This window comes from Streptomyces sp. URMC 127 (genome assembly GCF_051386535.1).
Taxonomy (GTDB): Bacteria; Actinomycetota; Actinomycetes; order Streptomycetales; family Streptomycetaceae; genus Streptomyces.
Window position 1 is genome coordinate 1 of sequence record NZ_JBPQTW010000010.1, and the last position, 24,065, is coordinate 24,065.

The 24,065-nt window shown below is 73.7% G+C and carries 17 protein-coding genes and 1 pseudogene; 5 read left to right on the forward strand and 13 right to left on the reverse strand.

All coding sequences use genetic code 11. The features are described from left to right. Nucleotides 1-569 precede the first annotated feature (569 nt). Both ACSNOH_RS04470 and ahcY read right to left on the reverse strand, forming a co-directional pair. Nucleotides 570-1,187 (reverse strand): hypothetical protein, encoded by a 618-nt coding sequence (locus ACSNOH_RS04470; RefSeq protein ID WP_436719855.1) that lies wholly within the window; start codon nucleotides 1,185-1,187, stop codon nucleotides 570-572. Between the two features lie 132 nt (nucleotides 1,188-1,319). After that, the gene (gene ahcY, locus ACSNOH_RS04475; RefSeq protein ID WP_436719856.1) at nucleotides 1,320-2,777 is read right to left on the reverse strand and encodes an adenosylhomocysteinase; all 1,458 of its coding nucleotides are present in this window, start codon (nucleotides 2,775-2,777) and stop codon (nucleotides 1,320-1,322) included. A 387-nt stretch (nucleotides 2,778-3,164) separates the two neighbouring features. On the opposite strand from ahcY, the gene ACSNOH_RS04480 reads away from it, so the two are divergent. Continuing rightward, nucleotides 3,165-5,153: a fructose-specific PTS transporter subunit EIIC gene (locus tag ACSNOH_RS04480; RefSeq protein WP_436719857.1), complete on the forward strand. Its 1,989-nt coding sequence runs from the start codon at nucleotides 3,165-3,167 to the stop codon at nucleotides 5,151-5,153. A 43-nt stretch (nucleotides 5,154-5,196) separates the two neighbouring features. Here the strand turns inward: ACSNOH_RS04480 and ACSNOH_RS04485 are convergent, their stop codons facing one another. From ACSNOH_RS04485 to ACSNOH_RS04510, 6 genes are all read right to left on the reverse strand, one after another. Continuing rightward, a complete protein-coding gene (locus ACSNOH_RS04485; RefSeq protein ID WP_436719858.1) occupies nucleotides 5,197-6,165 on the reverse strand; it encodes a cation diffusion facilitator family transporter in 969 nt (322 codons plus the stop codon). A 125-nt stretch (nucleotides 6,166-6,290) separates the two neighbouring features. Next, nucleotides 6,291-7,502 (reverse strand): mannose-6-phosphate isomerase, class I, encoded by a 1,212-nt coding sequence (manA, locus tag ACSNOH_RS04490; protein ID WP_436719859.1) that lies wholly within the window; start codon nucleotides 7,500-7,502, stop codon nucleotides 6,291-6,293. Between the two features lie 107 nt (nucleotides 7,503-7,609). Then, the gene (locus ACSNOH_RS04495) at nucleotides 7,610-8,788 is read right to left on the reverse strand and encodes an SIS domain-containing protein (protein ID WP_436719860.1); all 1,179 of its coding nucleotides are present in this window, start codon (nucleotides 8,786-8,788) and stop codon (nucleotides 7,610-7,612) included. A gap of 108 nt (nucleotides 8,789-8,896) precedes the next feature. Next, complete coding sequence (locus tag ACSNOH_RS04500) at nucleotides 8,897-9,082, reverse strand: Trm112 family protein (RefSeq protein WP_106677533.1); 186 nt, start codon at nucleotides 9,080-9,082, stop codon at nucleotides 8,897-8,899. 731 nt (nucleotides 9,083-9,813) lie between these two features. Further along, entirely contained in the window at nucleotides 9,814-11,172 is a 1,359-nt protein-coding gene (locus tag ACSNOH_RS04505) for a phosphomannomutase/phosphoglucomutase (protein ID WP_436719861.1), read from the reverse strand. 140 nt (nucleotides 11,173-11,312) lie between these two features. Beyond that, complete coding sequence (locus ACSNOH_RS04510) at nucleotides 11,313-11,744, reverse strand: DUF3499 domain-containing protein (RefSeq protein WP_436719862.1); 432 nt, start codon at nucleotides 11,742-11,744, stop codon at nucleotides 11,313-11,315. Nucleotides 11,745-12,015: 271 nt separating this feature from the next. Between ACSNOH_RS04510 and ACSNOH_RS04515 the strand changes: the two genes are divergently transcribed. Beyond that, nucleotides 12,016-12,525, forward strand: coding sequence for a metallopeptidase family protein (locus ACSNOH_RS04515; RefSeq protein ID WP_436719863.1), 510 nt, complete (start codon nucleotides 12,016-12,018; stop codon nucleotides 12,523-12,525). Nucleotides 12,526-12,601: 76 nt separating this feature from the next. Here the strand turns inward: ACSNOH_RS04515 and ACSNOH_RS04520 are convergent, their stop codons facing one another. From ACSNOH_RS04520 to ACSNOH_RS04530, 3 genes are all read right to left on the reverse strand, one after another. Beyond that, nucleotides 12,602-14,230, reverse strand: a complete 1,629-nt coding sequence (locus tag ACSNOH_RS04520) for a DUF5719 family protein (protein ID WP_436719864.1) — start codon at nucleotides 14,228-14,230, stop codon at nucleotides 12,602-12,604. Beyond that, on the reverse strand, nucleotides 14,227-18,039 hold the full coding sequence (locus tag ACSNOH_RS04525; protein WP_436719865.1) for a glycosyltransferase family 2 protein: 3,813 nt from the start codon (nucleotides 18,037-18,039) through the stop codon (nucleotides 14,227-14,229). Before ACSNOH_RS04525 ends, ACSNOH_RS04520 begins: the two co-directional genes overlap by 4 nt. A 441-nt stretch (nucleotides 18,040-18,480) precedes the next feature. Next, nucleotides 18,481-18,744, reverse strand: a complete 264-nt coding sequence (locus tag ACSNOH_RS04530) for a WhiB family transcriptional regulator (protein WP_004952403.1) — start codon at nucleotides 18,742-18,744, stop codon at nucleotides 18,481-18,483. 588 nt (nucleotides 18,745-19,332) lie between these two features. On the opposite strand from ACSNOH_RS04530, the pseudogene ACSNOH_RS04535 reads away from it, so the two are divergent. From ACSNOH_RS04535 to ACSNOH_RS04545, 3 genes and pseudogenes are all read left to right on the forward strand, one after another. Then, nucleotides 19,333-19,560: pseudogene (locus tag ACSNOH_RS04535) on the forward strand (hypothetical protein); the annotation flags it as partial. A gap of 34 nt (nucleotides 19,561-19,594) precedes the next feature. Beyond that, nucleotides 19,595-20,572 (forward strand): 2-phospho-L-lactate transferase, encoded by a 978-nt coding sequence (gene cofD, locus ACSNOH_RS04540; protein WP_436719866.1) that lies wholly within the window; start codon nucleotides 19,595-19,597, stop codon nucleotides 20,570-20,572. Continuing rightward, nucleotides 20,569-21,930 (forward strand): coenzyme F420-0:L-glutamate ligase, encoded by a 1,362-nt coding sequence (locus ACSNOH_RS04545; protein WP_436719867.1) that lies wholly within the window; start codon nucleotides 20,569-20,571, stop codon nucleotides 21,928-21,930. Before cofD ends, ACSNOH_RS04545 begins: the two co-directional genes overlap by 4 nt. A 31-nt stretch (nucleotides 21,931-21,961) precedes the next feature. On the opposite strand, the gene ACSNOH_RS04550 is transcribed toward ACSNOH_RS04545, so the two are convergent. Together ACSNOH_RS04550 and ACSNOH_RS04555 are read right to left on the reverse strand one after the other, a co-directional pair. Continuing rightward, complete coding sequence (locus ACSNOH_RS04550; RefSeq protein WP_436719868.1) at nucleotides 21,962-22,867, reverse strand: DNA-3-methyladenine glycosylase family protein; 906 nt, start codon at nucleotides 22,865-22,867, stop codon at nucleotides 21,962-21,964. Between the two features lie 67 nt (nucleotides 22,868-22,934). Then, nucleotides 22,935-24,035 carry a sugar phosphate nucleotidyltransferase gene (locus tag ACSNOH_RS04555; RefSeq protein ID WP_436719869.1) on the reverse strand — a complete coding sequence of 367 codons (1,101 nt, stop codon included), beginning with the start codon at nucleotides 24,033-24,035 and terminating at the stop codon, nucleotides 22,935-22,937. Nucleotides 24,036-24,065 lie beyond the last annotated feature (30 nt).

Genomic DNA, 24,065 nt, shown 5'->3' on the forward strand with positions numbered 1-24,065 from the left:
CACAGCGTCCTCGCTGTGTCGCCTACCAGCCCCCCAAGGGACCGGCAGGACTTTCAAAGGAACCGCGTCCCAGCCATGCGGCTGGAGACGGGGTATTTTATAGTCTGGCGTTGACTTTTGGCACGCTGTTGAGTTCTCAAGGAACGGACGCTTCCTTCGTACTCACCCTTTCGGGCTTTCCTCCGGGCGCTTCCCTTCGGTGTTTCCAACCTTACCAGATCCGTTTTCCGTTCCGTTTCCGGTCCGAATCACTTTTCCGGCCCCCTGTTGGAGCGGGGTTTTGCCTTTCAGCTTTCGCTTTCCGGCGGTGTCCCCGACTTTATCAGACGCTTTCCGGCCGAGCTAATCGGCTTTCCGCTTTCCGATAAGGAATCGAGGTGCTCGGAGCGAATCCCGTTCGCACCCAGAGCGCTATAGACACTAACCGCTGCTTGGGAGCCTGTCCAGCTCCCCCGGCAACCGTTCGAATCTACCTCCCCACTCCTCCCGTGTCAACAGGTCTTGTGAGGCGAAGAGGACAGTACCAGGCTGACCTGGCCCTCCGCACATCGAGGCACCGCACGGGCACCTCAGGTGAACGCCGACGGCGGGCTGTCCAGGTCCTCCAGCTCGATGCCGGGTGCCGACAGGACCACGTCGCCGGCCAGGTTCACCGTGTGCTGCTCACCGGTCTCCAGGTCGCTGACCTGGTACTCGTCCACCTGAAGCGGGCCGTTGTCAGTGGCGTGTGCTGTCCTGCTCACCAGGGCCCACGACTGGTCGAGGGTCCGGGGGGCCAGGACGGGGGTGGTGAAGCCGACCAGCCGGATGCGTGTGGCGCCCGCGCCCGGCGTCAGGCGCAGGGCACGCGACAGCGCGACGTAGAACGCGGGGGACGCGCCTGTGAAGGCGCGCGCCTGGGGGACATTGCCCTCCGCGGCGTGCTCCCCGGACGGGTCCGTACGCACCCAGGTCACTCCGTCCAGGGCCGCGCCGCGCACCTGCCAGTCCGCGGCCTGGAGCTGCAGGCGGATGGGGCGGCCGAGGTCGTCGAGGGTGAGGTCGACGGAGCCGGCGTGTGCGCCGGCCGGAGTGGTGAGCTGCGAGACGTAGCGCCAGCCGGAGGGGCCGGTGGCGCAGTGGAAGTGCTCTTCACCGAGGGGGGTGTGGTCGTGCGGATCGTGGAGCGAGTAGCGGCCGCGGGGCATGGTGGGGTCCTCGACAGAACGGGGACAGGCCCCTGCCTTCCCGGCAGGGGCCTGCTACCGATCGCTGTTCGTGTTGCTCTTCGTGGTGCGGTTCGTCTTGCTGGTCGTGTTACTGGTCGTGCTGCATCGGTGTCAGTAGCGGTAGTGGTCCGGCTTGTACGGACCCTCCACCGGGACACCAATGTAGGCGGCCTGCTCCGGGCGGAGCGTGGTCAGCTTGACGCCCAGCGCGTCCAGGTGGAGCCGGGCGACCTTCTCGTCCAGCAGCTTCGGCAGGACGTAGACGTCGGTCGGGTAGGACTCGGGCTTCGTGAACAGCTCGATCTGGGCCAGGGTCTGGTCCGCGAACGAGTTCGACATCACGAACGACGGGTGGCCGGTCGCGTTGCCCAGGTTCAGCAGGCGGCCCTCGGACAGCACGATCAGGACCTTGCCGTCGGGGAAGGTCCAGGTGTGGACCTGGGGCTTGACCTCGTCCTTCACGATGCCGGGGATCTTCGCCAGGCCGGCCATGTCGATCTCGTTGTCGAAGTGGCCGATGTTGCCGACGATGGCCTGGTGCTTCATCTTGGCCATGTCCGAGGCCATGATGATGTCCTTGTTGCCCGTCGTGGTGACGAAGATGTCGGCGGTCTCGACGACCTCGTCCAGGGTGGTGACCTGGTAGCCGTCCATCGCCGCCTGCAGCGCGTTGATCGGGTCGATCTCGGTGATGATGACCCGGGCGCCCTGGCCGCGCAGCGACTCGGCGCAGCCCTTGCCCACGTCGCCGTAGCCGCACACGACCGCGACCTTGCCGCCGATCAGCACGTCCGTGGCGCGGTTGATGCCGTCGATCAGCGAGTGGCGGCAGCCGTACTTGTTGTCGAACTTCGACTTGGTCACCGCGTCGTTCACGTTGATCGCGGGGAAGAGGAGCGTGCCCTCGCGCTGCATCTCGTACAGGCGGTGGACGCCGGTGGTGGTCTCCTCCGTGACGCCGCGGATCTCGGACGCCAGCTGGGTCCACTTCTGCGGGTTCTCGGTGAGGGTGCGGTTCAGGACCTTGAGGATCTCGGCGTACTCCTCGCTGTCCGCCGTCGAGGGGTCGGGCGCGGAGCCCGCCTTCTCGAACTCGACGCCCTTGTGGACGAGGAGGGTGGCGTCACCGCCGTCGTCGAGGATCATGTTCGGGCCGCCGGTGGCGGTGCCCGGCCAGGTCAGGGCCTGCTCCGTGCACCACCAGTACTCCTCCAGGGTCTCGCCCTTCCAGGCGAAGACCGGCACGCCCTGCGGGTTCTCCGGGGTGCCGTTCGGGCCGACGGCGATGGCGGCGGCGGCGTGGTCCTGGGTGGAGAAGATGTTGCAGGAAGCCCAGCGGACCTGTGCGCCGAGCGCCACGAGGGTCTCGATCAGGACGGCCGTCTGGACCGTCATGTGCAGCGAGCCGGTGATGCGCGCACCCGCCAGCGGCTGCGCCTCCGCGTACTCCTTGCGGATCGCCATCAGACCGGGCATCTCGTGCTCGGCCAGCGTGATCTCCTTGCGGCCGAAGGCCGCCAGCGAGAGGTCCGCGACCTTGAAGTCCTGGCCGGGGGAAGTGGTGGTCATACGGGCTGCTCCTCTGTGAAGGGCGAGCGAGGGTGGACACGGCCGTGCATGCGGTCGGGCTGCCTGAGCAGCTGGACACACGAGACACACCGGTGCCCCGACCGCAGCGCAGTCCGTCGGAGGCCCTCTCTCCCTCGGCCGGTCCGTCGTGCGGGCCGCCCGACCGCCATCAGCAGCGACGTCTGGCTCGTCCACGAATCTACACCGGGGTGCCTGCCGAACCCCACCCCCACCGGCGCCCGATCCTCCGGAACGTCAGATTCCGTCGAACTCCCGGCTGCTGACCCTGGAATGTCCTTGTTTCCTGTGCAGGTCAGGTGTTGCAGGATGCGATCAGCGCGAGGACGCGGCAGGCCGCCGCGAGCGATCCGTTGTGAGGAGGCCCACGTGGCCAGTCCAGCCAGTGCAGCCGGCCGGGGGCTCAAGCTGCTCGCGGTGACCGCCTGTCCGACGGGGATCGCGCACACGTACATGGCGGCGGAGAAGCTGGCCGGGGCCGCGCGGGAGCTCGGGCACGCGATGAAGGTCGAGACGCAGGGGTCGATCGGGGCGGAGAACGTGCTGTCCGAGCGCGAGATCGCCGAAGCGGACGGCATCATCGTCGCCGCCGACAAGGACGTCGACCTCAGCCGCTTCGCGGGGAAGCGGGTGCTGTCGGTTGCCGTCGCGGAGGGCATCCACCATCCGGAGCGGCTGATCCGGGACGTGCTGAACGCGCCGGTGTACCGGGCGCGGGGAGCCGGCGGCGGGGGTGGGGGCGGCGGCGAGCTGTTCGGTGGTGCGGGCGGCGCCGGCGGCAAGGAGCGCGGCTCCGTCTACAAGGCGCTGATGAACGGCGTCTCGTACATGATCCCGTTCGTGGTCGTCGGCGGTCTGCTGATCGCCGTGTCACTCGCCCTGGGCGGGCGCACGACGCCGCAGGGGATCGTCTTCGACAGCTCGTTCTGGCAGTCCGTCAACGACATCGGCGTCATCGGCTTCACGCTGATGATCCCCGTCCTGTCCGGCTACATCGCCTACGCGATCGGCGACCGGCCGGCGCTCGTGCCGGGCATGGCCGGCGGATGGATCGCGAGCCATGGGGAGCTGTACGGCAGCAAGGCGGGGGCGGGGTTCATCGGGGCGATCGCCACGGGGTTCCTGGCGGGCTACCTGGTGGTGTGGATCAAGAAGGTCAGGGTGCCGGACTTCGTCCGGCCGGTCATGCCGGTCATCGTGATCCCGGTCGTGGCCACGACGTCGCTCGGCCTGTTCTTCGTCTACGTCATCGGCCGGCCGATCGCGTGGGTCTTCGAGCACCTCACCGGCTGGCTGGGCGGGCTGACCGGGACGAGCGCCGCCCTGCTCGGCGTCGTGCTCGGACTGATGATCGCCTTCGACATGGGCGGGCCGGTCAACAAGACGGCGTTCCTGTTCGGCGCGGGGCTGGTCTCGAAGAACCCGGAGATCATGGGCATGTGCGCGGCCGCGATCCCGGTGCCGCCGCTCGGGCAAGGGCTCGCGACGCTGCTGCGGCGGGGGCTGTTCGGCGCGCAGGAGCGGGAGACGGGGCTGGCGGCGCTGTTCATGGGGTGCTTCGGCATCACCGAGGGCGCCATCCCGTTCGCGGCGGCCCGTCCGGCGCGGGTCATTCCGGCGAACATGGCCGGCGGCGCGGTGGCCGGGGCGGTGGCCGGGCTGGCGGCGGTCTCGGACAGCGTGCCGCACGGGGGACCGGTGGTGGCGGCGCTGGGGGCGGTCGGCGGGGTGCCGATGTTCTTCGTCGCGATCGCCGTCGGAACGGTGGTGACGGCTCTGACGACCGTCACCTTGATGACGGTGGGGAGGCAGGCCTCCGTTGCGGTGCCGGGGGCAGCGGCTCCGGAGGCGAAGGCAGAGGCGGAGCCCGGGCCTGAGCCGGGGCCCGTAGAGGCCGCTTCGGCGCTCTCCGGGTATCTCACCGCCCGGACCGTGCGGCCGCGCCTCGCGGCGCGCGGAAAGGAGGCGGCGATCCGGGAGATGGCCGGGCTGCTCGCGGCGAGCGGTGCGGTGTCCGACGTGGACGGTCTGGTGGCGGCGGCGCTCGCGCGGGAGGAGCTGGGCACGACCGGTCTCGGGGAGGAGATCGCGATCCCGCACGCGAAGACGGATGCGGTGTCGGCGCCGGTCGTGGGCTTCGCCCGGTCGGACGAGGGGATCGAGTGGGGGGCGCTGGACGGGACGAAGGCCCGGCTGGTCTTCATGATCGCCGTGCCGGGTGCCGCCGCGGGCGACGAGCACCTGCGGATCCTGGCCATGCTGTCTCGGAAGCTGATGGATCCGGGGTTCCGGGAGCGGTTGCTGTCGGCCGAGGGGGAGGCGGAGGTGCTCGTGAGAGTGCTGCAGGAGGTGCGGTGACCGGGCCGGTCCGGCCCGGTCACCGCGCGCGGGCGGCCGGCGCTCAGCGCGGGCCCGGGCCGCCCGGGGTCGCTGCCGGGTCCTCTCCGGCTGCCGCGGCCTCCTCGCGGTAGACGTCCGGCTCCAGGTAGATGACGCGGGCGATCGGGACCGCCGCGCGGATCCTGGCCTCGGCCGCGTCGATCGCGTTCGCGATCTCGGTCGCCGTGTCGTCGTGCTGGACCGCGATCTTCGCCGCGACGAGGAGCTCCTCGGGGCCCAGGTGGAGGGTGCGCATGTGGATGACGCGGGTGACCGTCTCGCCGTCGACGGCCGCGGCGCGGATCTTCGCGACCTGCTCGGGTCCCGCCGCCTCGCCGAGCAGCAGCGACTTCGTCTCCGAGGCCAGGACGAGGGCGATCAGGACCAGCAGGGCGCCGATGCAGAGGGTGCCGATGCCGTCCCAGACGCCGTTGCCCGTGATGATGGCGAGGCCGACGCCGCCCAGGGCCAGGACGAGGCCGACGAGGGCGCCGAAGTCCTCCAGGAGCACGACGGGCAGCTCGGGGGCCTTGGCGGTGCGGACGAACTGGCGCCAGGACTGCTTGCCGCGCAGCTCGTTGGATTCCTTGACGGCTGTGCGGAAGGAGAAGCCCTCCGCGATGACCGCGAAGACGAGGACGCCCACGGGCCAGTACCAGTTGTCCAGCGCGTGCGGTTCCTTGATCTTCTCGTAGCCCTCGTAGAGCGCGAAGACGCCGCCGATGGTGAAGAGGACGATCGAGACGAGGAAGCCGTAGATGTAGCGCTCGCGGCCGTAGCCGAAGGGGTGTTCCTCGCTGGCCTTGCGCTGGGCCTTCTTGCCGCCGAGCAGGAGCAGCGCCTGGTTGCCGGAGTCGGCGACCGAGTGCACTCCTTCGGCGAGCATCGACGACGAGCCGCTGAACCCGAACGCGACGAACTTCGCCACGGCGATGGCCAGGTTGGCGCCGAGCGCCGCGACGATGGCCTTGGTTCCGCCTGATGCACTCATGTGTGCGGGGTGTCCCTTCCGCCCTGCTCTCCGCCCCGGTCCTCGCCGGACACCGGACCGCCGGGCTTTGCGCTTCCTTTACTGCTACGGCGGGTCATTGTTGCAGCCGCCGGGCGGGCGGGGGCTCAGACGGCGACCGTGGCGCGGAAGACCCGGGCGTCGTCACCGGCGAGCGCGACCGGCTCGGCTGCCCGTACGAAGGCGGACTCGCCCCGGCGCAGGCGCAGCTCCTCGCCGGTGTCCGTCCGGCGCAGGACGGCGGTGCCCGAGGTGCACAGGAGGATCTGGGGGGTGCCGGTGGGCAGGGCGGCCTCGGCGCCGGGCGCGAGGTCGAAGCGGGAGAGGCGGAACTCCTCGACGGGGGTTCCGTAGACCTCCTCGCCGCCGGGGTCGGCCTCCGGGCGCAGGACGGCGGGGGCGGTGCTCTCGAAGCGGACGACCTGCAGGAGTTCGGGGATGTCGACGTGCTTGGGCGTCAGGCCGCAGCGCAGCACGTTGTCCGAGTTCGCCATGATTTCGACGCCGAGGCCGTCGAGGTAGGCGTGCGGGACGCCGGCGCCCAGGTAGAGGGCTTCGCCGGGCTGGAGGCGCACGTGGTTGAGGAGCAGGGCGGCGATGACGCCGTGGTCGCCGGGGTAGTGCCGGGCGAGGGAGGCGCAGGCGGCGTACACCTCCCGGTGCGGGCCCTCCTGCGCGGCGAGGCGTTCGGCGGCGGCGGCCGTCTCGGTGACGGTGCGGGCCATGTCCGTGTGGTCGGCGGCGAGGACCGCCGTGAGGACCTCGCGCAGGGCGTCCGCCTCCGGTTTGGCGTGCAGGAGGTCGGCGTACGGCTTGAGGGAGTCGACGTCGAGCGCGGCGAGGATGCCGGCCGTCTCGTCGGGGGCGCGGAAGCCGCAGAGGCCCTCGAAGGAGGTGAGGGCGCACAGGAGTTCGGGCTTGTGGTTGGTGTCCTTGTAGTTGCGGTGGGGGGCGTCGAGAGGGACGCCGCGGGCCTCTTCCGCGGCGTGGCCGGCCTCGGCCCGGCTGAGGTCGGGGTGGACCTGGAGGGAGAGCGGGGACGCCGCCGCGAGGACCTTGAACAGGAAGGGCAGCCGGGGGCCGAAGCGCTCGACGGTCCGCGGGCCGAGCTCGCCCTCGGGGTCGGCGGCGATGACCTCGGACAGGGGGCGCAGGTCCGCTCCGTCGCCACCCCGGGCCACGCGGGAGGGGGCGCCGGGGTGGGCGCCCATCCACAGTTCGGCCTGCGGCTCACCGGTCGGGGCGGTGCCCAGCAGCTCGGGGATCGCGGTGGCGGAGCCCCAGGCGTAGGGGCGCACGGTGTTGACGAGGCGGTCCATGCAGGCGGTTTCCTGACTGTCGGGTGCGTACGGCGTCGGCGGCGTGACGGGGCGTGACGTGCCGTGACGGGTGCATCACGTGCGTCACGTGTGCGTCGTCTCTACGTCTACGGGGTCGAGGCGAGGGCCAGGTAGACGGCGGCGAAATCCGTGATGGCCAGCAGTTCGGCGGCGGTCTGCAGGGGGCTGTCGGCGTCCGTCGGCTCCAGCTCGCTGACGGGAGTCTCGCGCTGCAGGGCGAGTTCGCGGGCGGCGGGGGCGGGTGAGGTGACGCCCGGCTCCTGCTCGCGGAGCAGGACGACGCGGGCGTGCAGGGTCTCCGGCTCCTCCACGCGGTCACGGAAGAAGTCCTCCGGGTCGGCGCCGGCGGCGAAGTCGCCCGAGAGGAGGGTGCCGTGGGCGGTCAGGGCCTCCGGGAGCTCGGCGGCGAGGGCCGGGCGGCCGGCGAGGGCGGCGAGGACCGTCGCGAAGTGCCGGCCGGCCGCGGCGGCCAGCTCCCCGTCCGTCCAGATGAGGGGGACGGTGCCGGCCAGTTCGGCGGCCAGCGTCTTGGCGGGGTTGCTGTACGTGGCGATGGCCGGCCCGCAGCGCTCGGCGACCTGGTCGAGACGGTCGGCGAGGGCCTCGACGGCGGAGGGGTCGGCGGCGAGCAGCCCTATGCGGTCGGCGAGGACGAGCAGGGGCGTCAGCAGGGACCACAGCAGGCCCGGGCCCGCGGGCAGCGCGGGGCGCTCTCCGGCCGGCCGGTCCTCGCTGCCGACGGCGGGCTCGCCGCCCGCGCGGGCCTCGCTCGGCGACGTCGTCAGCGGGACGGCCAGGCCGCGGGCCTGGGCGGTGGCGTCGGCGAGCGGGGAACCGGCCGGGGTGACGCAGACGACGGAGCAGCCCCGGCGGTACGCCTGTTCCAGCAGGATCGCGAGGCCGGGCTCCGTGCCGTCCGGGCTGGCCACGAGCAGCAGGTCGAGGGGGCCGGTCCAGCCGGGGAGCGTCCAGCGCAGGGCGCCGGGGGCGGGGGCCACGCCGGTCGGCCGGATCAGGGTGACGGGGGCGCTGCCTCCGGCGAGCGCGGTGAGCAGGTCCGCCGTGCAGCCGGCGGCCGGGCCCGGCCCGGCGACGAGCACCGCGCGGGGGCGGCCGTCCGGGCGGAGCGCGGTGACGCCGGCTTCCGCGGCGTTGCGGGCGGCCGTGCGGACCCGGGCGCCCGACTCTGCGGCGCCGCGCAGGAGGCCGTGGAGGTCGGCGCGGGACAGGGCGTCGGGATCATCGAGGAGTGACTCGTCGAACACCGTGGATCAGCCTCCGGGTCGCCGTCGTGTACGCCGTGGTGTACGCCGTGCGGGGCGCCCTCCCGGCGGGGCCGGGGGACGGGTCGGGCGGTCGGGCGGGCGCCTGCGTCAGGCCGGGCGCCGGGCCTCGTCCACGAGCAGGACGGGGATGCCGTCCCGGACGGGATAGGCCAGGCCGCAGCCGTCGCCCTCGCACACCAGCTCGGGGGACTCCTCGGAGGCGGACTCGTCGCGCAGAGGCGCGTGGCACGCCGGGCAGGCGAGGATCTCCAGGAGACCGGCTTCGAGCGGCATGAGGGTTCCCTTCGGGATGTACGTCTCTGTGCGGCCAGAGTACCTTCGCGCTCCGCCGGGGGAAGCGCGGCATGCGGGGCGCGCGGGCGCGCGGCCCCTTCCGCCCGTGCGGGGCGCCGGCGTCGCAGCGGCCCCGGCCGCCCTGCCTGCCCGTGCCGGGCACCGGCGGGGCGGGATCCGGCCCGGGCCGGGACGGCACCGCCGGAAAGGCCGGATTTCGGTTGCTCGCCGTTGCGGCGGACTCAGGGGGCCGAAGCCGGCTCCGGCGCCTCTCGCCTCGGCGGCGCCCGCCGCGACGACGCGCACCGGCGGTGCGGGACCCGGCCCAGGCCGGGACGGCACCGCCGGAAAGGCCGGATCCGGTTGCTCGCCGTTGCGGCGGGTTCAGGGGGCCGAAACAGGCGTCCAGTCCTGTCGGCTCCGGCATCTCTCCCGCCGCCGCGGCGACCAGCCACGACGCCGCACACCGGCGATGCCGAACCCGGCACAGGCCCGGACGGCACCACCGGAAAGGCCGGATCCGGTTGCTCGCCGTTGCGGCGGGGTTCATGGGCCGAAGCCGCGTCCATTCCCGTCGGCGCACCGGCATCTCTCCCGCCGCCGCGGCGACCAGCCACGACGGCGCGCACCGGCGGTGCCGGACCCGGCACAGGCCCGGACGGCACCGCCGGAAAGGCCGGATCCGGTTGCTCGCCGTTGCGGCGGGTCGTGCGTCGCCTTGCCCGGAGGGCTTACGCGCGGACGATTGCCAGGACCTCGTCCCGTACGCGGGTCACCGTCTGCTCGTCGCGGGCTTCGACGTTCAGGCGGAGGAGCGGTTCCGTGTTGGAGGCGCGGAGGTTGAACCACCAGTCGGCGGTGGTGACGGTGAGGCCGTCGAGCTCGTCCAGCTCGACGCCCGGCAGCCCCTCGTACGCGGCGCGGACGGCGGCCGTCCGCCCGGCCTGGTCGGCGACGGTGCTGTTGATCTCGCCGGAGCCGGCGTACCGGTCGTACTCGGCGACCAGCTCGGACAGCGGGCCGCTCTGCCCGCCGAGCGCGGCGAGGACGTGCATGGCGGCGAGCATGCCCGTGTCGGCGTTCCAGAAGTCGCGGAAGTAGTAGTGCGCGGAGTGCTCGCCGCCGAAGATGGCGCCGGTGCGGGCCATCTCCTGCTTGATGAAGGAGTGGCCCACGCGCGTGCGCACGGGCGTGCCGCCGCACTCCTTGACGACCTCCGGCACGGACCACGACGTGATCAGGTTGTGGATGACCGTGCCGCCGGGGTGCTTGGCGAGCTCGCGCGCCGCGACGAGCGCGGTGATCGCGGACGGCGAGACGGGGTCGCCGTTGCCGTCGATGACGAAGCAGCGGTCGGCGTCGCCGTCGAAGGCGAGCCCGATGTCGGCGCCGGTCTCGCGCACGCGCGCCTGCAGGTCGACGAGGTTCTTGGGGTCGAGGGGGTTGGCCTCGTGGTTGGGGAAGGTGCCGTCCAGCTCGAAGTACATCGCGTTGAGGTCGATGGGCAGCCCGTCGAAGACGGTGGGCACGGTGTGCCCACCCATGCCGTTGCCCGCGTCGACGACGACCTTGAGCCGGCGGATGCCGCTGAGGTCGACGAGGGAGCGCAGGTGGGCGGCGTAGTCCTTGAGGACGTCGCGCCGGGTGACCGTGCCGGGGGCGGCCGCGGGCTCGGGGGCGCCGGCTTCGAGCCAGCCCTCGACGAGGGCGCGGATCTCGGCGAGGCCGGTGTCCTGCCCGACGGGGGCGGCGCCGGCCCGGCACATCTTGATGCCGTTGTACTGCGCGGGGTTGTGGCTGGCCGTGAACATCGCACCGGGCAGCCCGAGGTGACCGCTCGCGAAATAGAGCTGGTCGGTGGAGCAGAGGCCGATCTCGGTGACATCCACGCCACGAGCGGCCGCACCGCGGGCGAAGGCGCCCGCGAGGCCGGGCGACGAGGGGCGCATGTCGTGGCCGACCACGACGGCGCTCGCGCCCGTCACTTCGGCGAAGGCGGCGCCGAAGAGCTCCGCCATGGTCTCGTCCCACTGGTCCGGGACCACACCGCGTACGTCGTATGCCTTCACGATCTGCGACAGATCAGCCACAGCCAACGCCTTCCTGGGTCCGGTACGGGGAGACAAACCTACCGGGAGGCACTGACGGTCCGGTCCAGGGGCGGCCGCCCGGGGCGTCAGTTCGGCGCGACGGCGTTCGGGCGGGATGTCCGGCGGCCGCCGGGCGGGCGTCAGTTGTCGGGTGAGCGCAGGACCCTGAGGTGGCCGCGGCGGGCGACCTCCATGGGATCGGCCTCGCGGCCGCCGGCCCCGGGCGGGGGGCCGGGCTGGACGGCGCGCTCCTGCGGGCGGGCGGCCTCGCGCACGGCGTTGGCGAGCGCTTCGAGGTCGTCACCGCTGGGGCGGGCGGGGCCGCTGTCGAGGGCGAGCCGGACGACATCCCAGCCGCGGGGCGCGGTCAGGCGCTCGGAGTGCTCGGCGCACAGGTCGTAGCAGTGGGGTTCGGCGTAGGTGGCGAGCGGTCCGAGGACGGCGGTCGAGTCGGCATAGACGTACGTCAGCGTCGCGACGGCCGGGCGGCCGCACGCGGTGCGCGAACAGCGACGTACAGGGCTCACGACGTTGGACGGTACCGCACTCTTGAGCGGGCCGCGACGACTCACCCCCGGCTCACCCCTCCGTGTCGTCCTGGTTCGTCCTGTGGACGCCTGCTTCTCCCCACCCCGCTGACCTGCGCGGGGACTGGTGAACAGGGTCTCACCCAAGGGGGCGGGGCACGGCGGCGCCCCTCCCCGGAGCCGCGCAAGCAGACCGGACGGTCCGGTATCTGACCATAATTGATCACAGGGCTGGCCGGAATGTTCATCAGGCGACATTCCCGGGATGCACGACAGCCACGTCCTACGAGGCGGCCGACAGATACCCTCAAGAGTGATGGACAACCGCGTACCTCCTCCGGCCGGCGCCGGGGGTGTCCCCAGCCGATCCGGGCCGCGCCCCCGCCACCGCGACCGTCATGGACGCGGCATGCGCGGGCCGATCGCCCCGCCCCAAGTGCCGCTGTCGGTCAGCCGCGGCGAGGCGTTCACCGACCTCGTGCACGACTCCGCGGAGCGGCTGGAGCGGCGCTGGCCGCAGCTCGCCGCGGTGGACTTCGTGGTCCGCGAGGTGCCGGTGGCCAGGAGTGAGGCCGGGGGCGCGCTGAGCGACCCCGACGGGCTGGACGCCTTCGACTTCGACGGCGACTCCGTCCCTCTCGGCCGCTACGTGGCCGCCCACGGCGACGCCCCCGACCGGATCGTGATCTTCCGCCGCCCGGTGGAGATCCGCACCAAGGGCCGCGAGGAGCGCGCCCTGCTGGTGCACGAGGTCGTGGTCGAGCAGGTCGCCGAACTCCTCGGGCTCGCCCCGGAGTCGGTCGACCCCCGCTACGGCCAGGACTGAGCCGCCGCCCCCGTGGAGGCCGCCGGGACCGCCCGGCCCGCCGCCGTTCAGAGGTTCAGAGCTCGCAGAGCGAGCATCAGCGGTTGAGCATCGACAGGTCCTGCTCCGCCTCCGGCACCTCCACCGACGAACGGTCGTCCGCCAGCGGCTGGATCGTGAACATGGGCACCCCGTCCTTGGGCAGCGCCAGCGTCCGCGAGGCGTGCACCGGCCCGCCGGAGACCTTCTCCACGGTCACCGCGAACACCCCCTTGGCACCCGCCGGCTGCGGCGGCTCCACGGTCACGGTGGTGCCCGGCTTCACCGTGTACGTCTTCTCCGCCGGCTCACCGCCCTCGCTGCCCGCCGACGAGGTGACCTTCACCTGCGCCGCCTCCTTGCCGGGCGCGACCAGCGCGAGCGTGCTGCCCTTGGGGCGGTTGTCCGCCACCGTGGCCCGCCCGCCGAGCTGCCGCACGGCAGGGATGAACGCCGTCTCCTGCTTGTCGTCCTTGCCGCGGGTGACGCGCAGCGCGGCGACGACCGGAGCGCTCCTGCCGTCCGCGGTGAGCAGCAGCGAGCCCGCCTCGCCCTTGGCGACGTCCCCCAGGTCGACGGCGGCGGTCATGCCGCTGCGCACGTGCAGGGTCTCGTGGCCCGCCGGGGTGATCGTGCCGTTCGGCCCGGCGAAGCGCACCTTGAGGTCGGCGTCGTCGGAGCCGGGCGCGAAGACGACGAGCCGCGCGGACGTCGCGTCGCCGGGGATGCCGGGCAGGACGGCGTCGGCGGCCGGTTCGGCGGAGGCCGGAAGCCAGTCGCCGCCCTTCTTGTCGTCGGCCGCCTGCAGGCCCGCCCCCACCCGGCCCGAGCGGGCCGCCACGTGCAGCGTGACGTCCTCCGCGGGCTGGTCGGTCAGGGAGGACAGCAGCACCGGGACGGTGCCGCGCGGCGGGACGGTGACGCCCTCCCCCGCCCCGGACGCGATCCGGCCGTCCTTGCCGTAGAGCTCCAGGTCGACGACGGCCGCCGTGCTGTCGGGGTTGGTCAGGTGGACGTAGTCCTGGCGGCCCTTGGCGGTGCTCGCGCCCGGGAACCAGAAGGAGGTGTCCGGGGCCGTACAGGTCAGGCCGTGCAGCCCGCGGCCGCTGCCGGCCGCGACCACGGTGGTCTGCTGGACGGTCCAGCCGGGGGCGAGCGCGCCGTCGGCGCCGCCGATGAGGGCGGGGGCGTCGGAGCGGTTGGTGGTGGCCGTGGCGGGCTTGCCGGGCTCCTTCAGGGACAGCACCGAAGTGCCCGCGGGCGCGGGGGCCTTGCCGCCCTTCTCGTCCTCCTTCTTACCCTTCTCGTCCTTCTTGTCCTTGGCGCCCTTGCTGTCCTTGCCGTCGCCCTTGCTGCCGCCCTTGCCGTCGTCCTTCTTGTCGCTGCCTGCCTTGTCGCTGCCTGCCGCCGACAGCAGCTCGGCCGTGCCCTGCTTCGCAGTCGCGCCCTTCACCCCGCCGGCCGGAGTGAAGGCGGTGTACGCCGTCTCCCCCACGTCCGACGAAGTGGGCGCCGGGCACAGGGCCATGGAGCGCTGGACGGGCAGCCGGGCGGGCGCCTTCGCGGCCGTACGGGCGGCCGCGCTGCCGCCGCCCTCACCACCGGACGGCACGGCGAGGACTGCCGCTCCGCCCAGGGCCGCGAGCGCGGCGGTCGCGGCGAACAGGGACAGGGTGGTGCGCTTCACTGCTGCTCGCTCCCGTCGCGGTGGTTCCGGTCACCGCCGCCGTACGTCGTGTCGTGTGCTCCGCCGTAGGTGTACGGGTCGTACGCGCCCGTCTGCCCGTTCGCGTAGGGCTCCGCCGGGTACGGGTACGGGGCTTGTGGGTGGGCGCCGCCGTAGCCGGCGTCGTACGTGCCCTCCTGGCTTCCCTGATAGTGCTGTTCGCCGTACGTGCCGTAAGGCATCTCATGCCCGTACTGCTGCCCGTACTCCTGCCCTTGTTGCTGCACGTGCTGCTGCCCGTACGGATCGGCGTAGGGGTCGGCATACGCGTCGGCGTAGGGGGCCGCGTACGGGTCGGCATAGGCGTCGGCGACGGGCTCGGCCGGAGGGGCTTGCGGCGCCGGTGCGGCACCGGGCTGGGCGGCGGCCTCCGCCGCGGCCCGCAGCCTGCGCGCGCGGCGGCCCTCCCCGGCGGCGGCCTGAGCCGGCACGGAGGCGGGCGCGGGGACCGCCGCGGGTGCGTTCTCCGCCTCCGGGAGGTCGTCGTCGACCTGGCGCTTGCGGCCGGGCAGGGCGAGCACCACGAGGACGGCGGCGAGGAGGCCCTGCGTCCACAGCCACGCGGTGTGCGTGCCGGGCGCCTTGTACGTCAGCGCCAGCCTGCCGCCGGCCGCGGGCAGTTCGAACCCCTGGGCCCAGCCGTCGACGGTGGTGCGCTTGAGGGGGCGGCCGTCGAGCGTGGCCTGCCAGCCGGGGTCGGCCTTGTCGGCGATCCGCAGGATGCGGCCCGCGGGGCCCGCGGGGAGCTTCGCGTGCGCCTCGACGGGCCCGGCGGCGACCGGCACGGGGGCGGACTGCCCACCGCCGTCCTTGCCGCTCTCCTGCGCGCCGCTCCCCCGGGCCCCGGCGATGACGGTGACGCGCGCGACCTCGCGGTCCACGCGCCACAGGGAGGCGTGGTCCTGGCGGCTCAGCCGCGTCAGGCCGGGGGTGGTGTCCAGGGCGCGGCCCATGGCGGCGGGGGCGCTGTCGCGGACGAGGACGTAGCCGACGGCGTAGTCGGCGAGGAGGCGCGCCTGGTCGGCGCCGGAGCCCGCAACCAGGCCGGCGACGACGGAGCCGAGCTTCGGATCGGCTCCGGCGGCCGCGGCCGCCTCGGCGTCACCGAGGCGGGTGCCGGAGCCCCGCACGAGCGCGTAGGCGACGCGGCCGTCGTGTCCGTCGAGCACGAGGGTGCGGGCCTGGTCGCGGGTGGCCGCCTCCTCCGCCACGAAGGCCGGCACCTGCTCCGGGGAGCGCCGCCGCAGCGGGCCGTCCGCGCCGCCGGCCGCCCAGCCGGCGGCCGCGACGAGCGGGGCGGCGGCCGCGGCGACGGCGATGAGCACGGCCACGGGCTGCCGCCAGCCGAAGCTGAGCGCGGCCACGCGCGCACGCGCGCCTTCCGCGCCGACGACCGCGGCGGCGACGAGGGCGAGCCCGTAGAGGAGGGTGGCCGGCCCGGCCCACGCCGCGCGGGCGGAGAGGACGGCGGCCGCGAGGGCCGCCAGGGCGGTCACCCAGGCGCCGCGGACGGCCAGCTGCCGGTCGGGGCGCAGCAGGGCGGCGAGCGCGGCCAGGACGACGCCTGCGAGCAGCAGGCCGCCGACGGTCTTCGCTCCGCCGGGGTCGGCGGTGAGCAGGTACAGCGGGGAGGCCGTGCCGGGGGCCGCCCGGCCGGTGCCCGCCTCGGTCAGGAAGCGGCCCGGGTGCGCGAACAGGCCCAGGGACCAGGGGGCCAGGACGGCGACCGGGGTGAGGGTGACGGCGAGGAAGCGGGGGCCGTGGAGCATCAGCCGCGCCCGCCCGCCCTGGGCGCCGTGGAAGGCCAGGGCGCCCAGGCCCAGGACGACGGCGAGCGGCCACACCACCGGCGTGAAGGCGGTGGTGACGGTGAGCAGGAGGGCGTACGCCCAGGACGCGCGCCAGGTGGGGCGGGCGCCCGGGACGCGCAGGCCGGTGGCGGCGACGGCGGTGCGCGCCATGAGCGGCAGCAGGACGGCCAGGACGGCGGTGCCGATCCGGCCCGCGGCGAGGGCTCCGGTCGCGGCGGGCAGGAAGGCGTAGGCGACGGCGCCCCAGGCGCGCAGGAGCCGGGAGGAGACGAGCGGGCGGGAGGCGAAGTAGGCGGTGAGCCCGGCCAGCGGCACCGAGCAGACGAGCAGCAGGGTGAGGGTGAAGCCCGTGGAGCCGAGGAAGAGCGACGAGAAGGCGGCCAGGACCGCGAGGTAGGGCGGGGCGCTTCCGGTGCCGCCCACGCCGACGGGGTGCCAGGCGTCGGTGTACTGCGCCCAGAGGGCGGCGGCGCCGTCGGGGGCGGGCAGCAGGGCGCCGCCCGAGAGGCTGCCGCTGCCGAAGAGCTCGCGGCAGGCGATGACGGAGACGAGCAGCAGGAGCCCGAAGAGGACGGGGGCGGGCTTGCGCAGGACGCGCTTGAGGCGGGCGAACTGCTCGATCTCCAGGAAGTCGGCGTCCTCCCCGGTCGGCCCGGACTCGACGGCGCCGTGCCGGCCGGCGGCCGGCCCGTCGTCCCAGCGGCCGCCGATGCCGGCCGCCAGCTGCTCGGCGGTGGCCCGCAGGGTGGCGCCGGCCGGCGGGAACAGCGGTCTCAGGTCGCCGGGCGGGACGGCGGGGGCGCCGCGCTTCGCCCGGGCGGCGCGGATGCGGCCGGGCCGCAGGAGGACGCGGAAGAGGCCGGTGAGCTCGTCGAGCGCCTGCGCGGGGGCCTTGCCCAGGAGGTAGCCGGCGGTCCGCAGGAGAGTGCTGAGGAGGAGCCGCAGCAGGACGTAGGCGAGGGCCGGGCCGCGCGTGTTGGCGAGCAGGGTGTGTACGGCACCGGCCTTGTCGACGCGGTGCGGGTTGACCGGGCGGCGGCCCGCGCAGTCGACGGGGCGGCGCTCGCGGGAGGCGGCCTCGGCGTGCCGCAGGACGGCGTCGGGGGCGACGAGGACGCGGTGGCCGGCGGCGTGGGCGCGCCAGCACAGGTCGACGTCGTCGCGCATGAGGGGCAGCCGCGGGTCGAAGCCGCCGAGCTGCTCGAAGACGTCGCGGCGCACGAGCATGCCGGCGGTGGACACGGACAGCACGGTGCGCACCTGGTCGTGCTGGCCCTGGTCCTGTTCGCGGCGGTCGAGGCCGGTCCAGCGGCGGCCGCTGCGGGCGATGGAGACGCCGGCCTCCAGGAGCTGGCGGCGGTCGTACCAGCCGCGCAGCTTGGGGCCGACGACGGCGGCGCCGGGCTCGGAGTCGGCGACGCGCAGGAGCTCGTGGAGGGCGCCGGGCTCGGGCGCGCAGTCGTCGTGCAGGAGCCACAGCCACTGGACGGGTTCGAGGTCGGCGTCGCCGTGGCGGCGGCCGTCGCCGGGCTGGTCGTGGCCGTCCTCGCGCCAGGTGCGGCTGACGGGGTCCCAGCCGCTGGAGCGCTTGAGGTAGGGCAGCTCCTCGGGGTCCGGCGCGGCAACGGCGCGCAGGGCCTCGTCGACGGCGGTGCCGAAGCCGGCGCGGCGGGCGAGGTGCAGGACGCGGTCGGGGCCGAGGGCGTCGGCGAGGAGCTGGGCGGAGTCGTCGGTGCTGCCGGTGTCGGCGGCGACGGCGCTCTGCACGGGCCGCTCCTGGCCGAGCAGGCCGGACAGGGCGTCGGGGAGCCAGCGGGCGCCGTCGTGGCTGACGATCACGGCGGTGACGACGTGGCGCGGGAAGGCGGGCGGGACGGCGGGGTCGAACGTCGGCAGACGGTCGGGGGCGGCGGACGCGGACGCCCTGTTCGAGTGCGCCGCATTGCTGTGCACGGACATCGGGGTACGGGCCCTCCGGCCGGGGTCCGGGGCGAGCCCCGGGTGACTGCTGTGCTGGACTGCGCCGGCCGCGTGCGCCCGTCGGGGCGGCGGTGCGTCTCGGACGGGGCCCCACACTAACGGCTGCGCACACAGCGGTCCGCCTCGCGCCGGTGGCGCGGCGGGCGGACCGGACGTCCCGTACGCCGTGCGTACGCGAAGGGTGCGGCAGGGGTGTCGAGAGCCCTCCCGGCGGGGAGGGGCCGGCGGGAATTCCTGCGCCGATCCGGCGACAGGGAGCCAACACATGGCCACTGCTTTTAACTTTCGGTAACCACCACCCCAGCAATTCCCGCATAATTCGGCGAATCGCTGGCCCGGGAATTACCCGAACCCGATAAGACTGATTGCCCGCCCCTGGGATCCAGGGGGATACGCCGGACTCATCGTCCTATCGGAAGCTCATACCGCCGCCTTCTTGAGGCGGCGCCGCTCACGCTCGGACAGGCCGCCCCAGATGCCGAAGCGCTCGTCATTGGCAAGGGCATATTCAAGGCATTCCGAGCGGACTTCGCAGGCGAGGCAGACCTTCTTCGCCTCCCGCGTGGACCCGCCCTTCTCGGGGAAGAAGGACTCGGGATCGGTCTGAGCGCACAGCGCGCGCTCCTGCCAGCCGAGCTCCTCGTCCGCCTCCTCGACCAGCAGTTGCTGAAACAGCTCGGTCATGTGCGCCCCTCGTCTGTCATTTACGTCCCCGCATCGTCGCCTTCTCAAGTACGGCAGAACGACACGGGTGAAATTACAAGTGTGCCGATCCGGGCCAGTCAAGCCGAGATCTGCTATTGGGCCCCTTATTCACTCTGCGGAACCAAAGCCAAGCAGAAAGTGTCCAAAAGATTACAAGTCCGGACAGGCCCCTCTGCGCCGCTCCCACCGGGCCACGGCCGCCCCGTCCCCCTCTGCAAGGAGAGGACGTCACGCACGGCAATCCCGTTGCACCGTCCGGCCGAACGATGTTTGCGGCCCCGGTCGGAGCGCCACCTGTCCATGGTCACACCCCCGCAAACCTTGGAGCACCCACAGTTACCGGATGAGGTGAAACATTGCCCCCAAATGGGACATGCGGTTGACACAACGTGGCCGGGCCCGTCACCGTGGTGGGCATGCCAGTGAACGCCGCCCTCAGCCTGACCCGTAGCTACGGGTCCCGCTGCGCCGTGCAGGCTCGCTGTCGCTGTTCCAGCTGTTGATGCCGTCGACGCCCCAGAGCTCCGGCTGATCTCTCCGCGCCACCGCCGCACCCCGCATCCGCGCGCCGGAGCCCAGCGCGTCTTCGCGCCCGGGTACGCCCACGAGATCGTCAACGACTCCCTCGCGCCGGCCGTCAGCCTCCACGTGTACTCGCCCGGGCTGACCGAGATGCCCATGCGGGCGTCCCTCTCGGCGTCTCTCCCGGCGACCACGGCGGCGGGCGCAGCGGCCGGCGCGGCGCCGGGCACCGCGGCTCCGGCGCGCGTCCTCGGGGGTGTGCTGGCCGACTGAGGCGCCGTAGCGGCGGGCTGACAGACTGTCTGCCATGCCTACGCAGCGCATCGTCGTTCTGGCCGGCGGGATCGGGGGCGCCCGCTTCCTCCGCGGCCTCAAGTCAGCAGTCCCCGGCGCCGACATCACCGTCATCGGCAACACCGGCGACGACATCCACCTCTTCGGCCTCAAGGTCTGCCCCGACCTCGACACCGTGATGTACACGCTCGGCGGCGGCATCCACGAGGAGCAGGGCTGGGGCCGGGCCGGCGAGACCTTCGCCGTGAAGGAGGAGCTGGCGGCGTACGGCGTCGGGCCCGAGTGGTTCGGGCTCGGCGACCGCGACTTCGCCACGCACATCGTCCGCACGCAGATGCTCGCCGCCGGCTACCCGCTCAGCGCGGTCACCGAAGCGCTCTGCGAGCGCTGGCAGCCCGGGGTGCGGCTGCTGCCCATGAGCGACGACCGCGTCGAGACGCACGTCCTGATCGACGACCCCGACGGCGCCGAGGGCGCCCGCAAGGCCGTGCACTTCCAGGAGTACTGGGTGCGGCTGCGGGCCGGCGTGCCCGCGCACGCGATCGTCCCCGTGGGCGCCGACCAGGCCAAGCCGGCGCCCGGCGTCCTGGAGGCGATCGCCGCCGCCGACGTCATCCTCTTCCCGCCGTCCAACCCCGTCGTCAGCATCGGCACCGTGCTCGGCGTGCCCGGGATCCGCGAGGCCGTCGCCGGCGCCTCCGCGCCCGTCGTGGGCCTCTCCCCCATCGTCGGCGACGCGCCCGTGCGCGGCATGGCCGACAAGGTGCTCGCCGCCGTCGGCGTGGAGACCTCGGCCGCGGCCGTCGCCGCGCACTACGGTGCCGGGCTGCTCGACGGCTGGCTGGTCGACACCGTCGACGCCGGCGCGGTCGGGGAGGTCGAGGCCGCGGGCATCCGGTGCCGGGCCGTGCCGCTGATGATGACGGACACCGAGGCCACGGCCGCCATGGCCCGGGAGGCGCTGGCGCTGGCCGAGGAGGTGCGGGCGTGAGCGGGGCGCAGCGAGCGGCCGGCGGCGGGGCCCCCGGATACCGGGTGTGGGCCGTGCCCGGCATCCCGGAGGTGCAGGCCGGCGACGACCTGGTCAAGCTCCTCGCGGCGGCGGTCACGGGCGAGGGCCTGCCCGGGCTGGCCGACGGCGACGTCCTCCTCGTCACCTCGAAGATCGTCAGCAAGGCGGAGGGCCGGATCGTCCGGGCCGGTGACCGCGAGGCGGCGATCGACGCCGAGACCGTACGGGTCGTCGCCCGTCGCGGGAACCTGCGCATCGTCGAGAACCGGCAGGGGCTGGTGATGGCCGCCGCCGGCGTCGACGCGTCCAACACCGCCGCCGGGACGGTGCTGCTGCTGCCCGAGGACCCCGACGCCTCCGCCCGCGCGCTGCGCGCCGGGCTGCGGGAGGCGCTCGGCGTCGACGTGGGCGTCATCGTCACGGACACCTTCGGGCGGCCCTGGCGGAGCGGGCTGACGGATGTCGCCATCGGCGCGGCCGGGGTGCGGGTGCTGGACGATCTGCGGGGCGGCACCGACGCGTACGGCAATCCGCTGAGCGCGACCGTGGTGGCCACGGCGGACGAGCTGGCTGCCGCCGGTGATCTCGTCAAGGGGAAGGCGGCGGGGCTGCCGGTCGCGGTCGTGCGGGGGTTGCCGCATGTCGTGGGTGGCGACGGTGACGGTGACGGCGGCAACGCCGACGGTGCTCGGGCGCTTGTGCGGGCCGCCGCCGACGACATGTTCCGGCTCGGGACGTCCGAGGCCGTACGGGAAGCGGTGACGCTGCGGCGGACGGTGCGGGAGTTCACCGGTGAGCCGGTTGACGGTGCCGCCGTGCGGCGGGCCGTCGCCGCGGCCATCACCGCGCCCGCCCCGCATCACACGACGCCCTGGCGGTTCGTCCTGCTGGAGTCCGCGGAGACGCGGGTGCGGCTGCTCGACGCCATGCGGGAGGCGTGGATCGCGGACCTGCGGGGGGACGGGTTCAGCGAGGAGAGCATCGCCAAGCGGGTGCGGCGGGGGGACGTCCTCCGGAACGCGCCCTATCTGGTGGTGCCGTGCCTGGTGATGGACGGGTCGCACACGTACCGGGACGACCGCAGGAACGCCTCCGAGCGCGAGATGTTCGTCGTCGCGGCCGGGGCCGCCGTGCAGAACTTCCTCGTGGCGCTGGCCGGGGAGCGGCTCGGGTCGGCGTGGATCTCGTCGACGATGTTCTGCCGCGAGGTGGTGCGGGAGGTGCTGGAGCTGCCGGAGGGGTGGGATCCGATGGGGGCGGTGGCCGTGGGACACGCGGCGGCACCGCCGCGGGAGCGGCCGGCGCGGGTGGCTGACGCGTTCATCGCGGTGCGGTAGGGGTTGGGCGGGGGGGTCCCCGCCCCCCTCGTCAGAGGGCTCTGATGTCGTTCACCGAGAAGCGTTGTGCTCTGCGGGGCGGTCTCCTGCCGGTGAGCAGGATCAGGCGGCATGCCCTGTGGCGTTGGCCCTCGTACGGGGTCAGGAGGGCCAGCATTCCCTCGTCGTCCGTGCCTCTCACGCCCGTGAGGGCATAGCCGATGGTCTTCGGGAGGTGCAGGTCTCCGACCGTGACGGCGTCCGGGGAACCGTTGCTGCGCTGGAGCGTCTCGGCAGCCGTCCACGGGCCTATGCCCGGGACCGCCTGCAGCCGTCTCGACGCCTGCTCGTCGTCCATCGCGGCCGCCTCCTCCAGGCGTGCCGCCACGCGGGCCGCCCGGATGATCGTCGCCGAGCGTTTTCCGTCCACGCCCGCCCTGTGCCAGTCCCAGGACGGGATCGCCGCCCAGCCCTGCGGGCTCGGCATCACCCTCATGCGGGGCGCCGGGCCGGGGGCCGGTTCGCCGTGCTGCTGCAGGAGGAGGCGCCAGGCCCGGTAGGCCTCGTCGCTGGTGACCTTCTGTTCCAGGACCGAGGGGATCAGGGATTCCAGGACCAGGCCCGTACGGGCCAGCCTGAGGCCCGGGTGGCGGCGGTGCGCCTCGTGGACCAGGCGGTGGCGGGGCGTGAACGCGCCGGGGTCGTCGCCGGCGCCGAGCAGGGCCGGGAGCGTCTCCAGGAGCCGGTCCGCGCCCGGGCCCCACGCCTCGGCGTGGATGCGGCCGCCCTGGTCGGTCACGTGGAGCGTGCCCGGGCCCTCCGGCGTGCGGCTCGCCCGCCACACCGAGCCGTCCGGGCCGGTGCGGTAGGCCGGGTCACCCGGGCCCCGCGCGAGGATGCCCAGCGTCCGGCCCAGGTCATAGGGCGTCGGCGGGGTCCACGTGCGGGTCTTCTTCACCCTGTCAGGGTACGTTCCCGCTTTTCTGCCCTTATGCCGGGTTTCTGCCTGTTACTGATCCGGCCTGTTACTGGTCCGACGAGAACCGGATGGCGCCCGCCGCGATCTCCGCCCCGCACCAGATCCTCGCGCCCGCCCGCAGCTCGTTGTCCGCCCCGACGCGCGCCCGGTCACCGATCACCGCGCCGTCCAGCACCGTACGCGCCCCGATGCGCGCCCCCGCGCCCACGAGCGAGTCGCGGATCTGCGCACCGGCCTCGACGACCGCGCCGTCGAGGATCGTGGAGCCGTCCACCAGGGCGCCCGGCTCCACGCGCGCGCCCGCGCCGATGACCGTGCCGCCCGTCAGCTTGGCGTCGGACGCCACCTCGGCGGTGTCCAGGACCAGCCGGTCGCCGCAGCGGCCGGGGACCGCGGGCGAGGGGGCCCGGCCCAGGACGAGGTCGGCCGAGCCGCGGACGAAGGCCTGCGGCGTGCCGAGGTCCAGCCAGTACGTCGAGTCGACCATGCCCTGCAGGTGCGCGCCGGCCGCCAGCAGGCCCGGGAACGTCTCGCGCTCGACCGAGACCGGGCGGTCCGCCGGGATGGAGTCGATCACCGAGCGGTTGAAGACGTACGCGCCCGCGTTGATCTGGTCGGTGACGATCTCCTCCGGCGTCTGCGGCTTCTCCAGGAACGCCGTCACCCTGCCGGTCGCGTCGGTGGGCACCAGGCCGAACGCCCGGGGGTCCTCGACGCGCGTCAGGTGCAGGGAGACGTCCGCGCCCGCGGTGCGGTGGGTGCCGACCAGCGCCTCGATGTCGAGGCCCGTGAGGATGTCGCCGTTGAAGATCAGGACGGGGTCGTCCGGGCCGGAGTGCAGCCGGGAGGCGACGTTGCGGATGGCGCCGCCGGTGCCGAGCGGCTCCTCCTCGGTGACGTACTCCAGGTGCAGGCCGAGGGCGGAGCCGTCGCCGAAGTAGGGCTCGAAGACCTCCGCCAGGTAGGACGTGGCGAGCACGATGTGCTCCACGCCCGCCGCGCGGGCCCGTGCCAGCTGGTGGGTCAGGAAGGGGACGCCCGCCGCCGGGACCATGGGTTTCGGCGTGTTCACCGTGAGCGGACGCAGCCGGGTTCCCTTGCCGCCGACCAGGAGGATCGCTTCTGGCGAAGAAGACGTCTTAGTCAAGTCTCTGCTTCCTGCTGGGGCCGGGCCGTG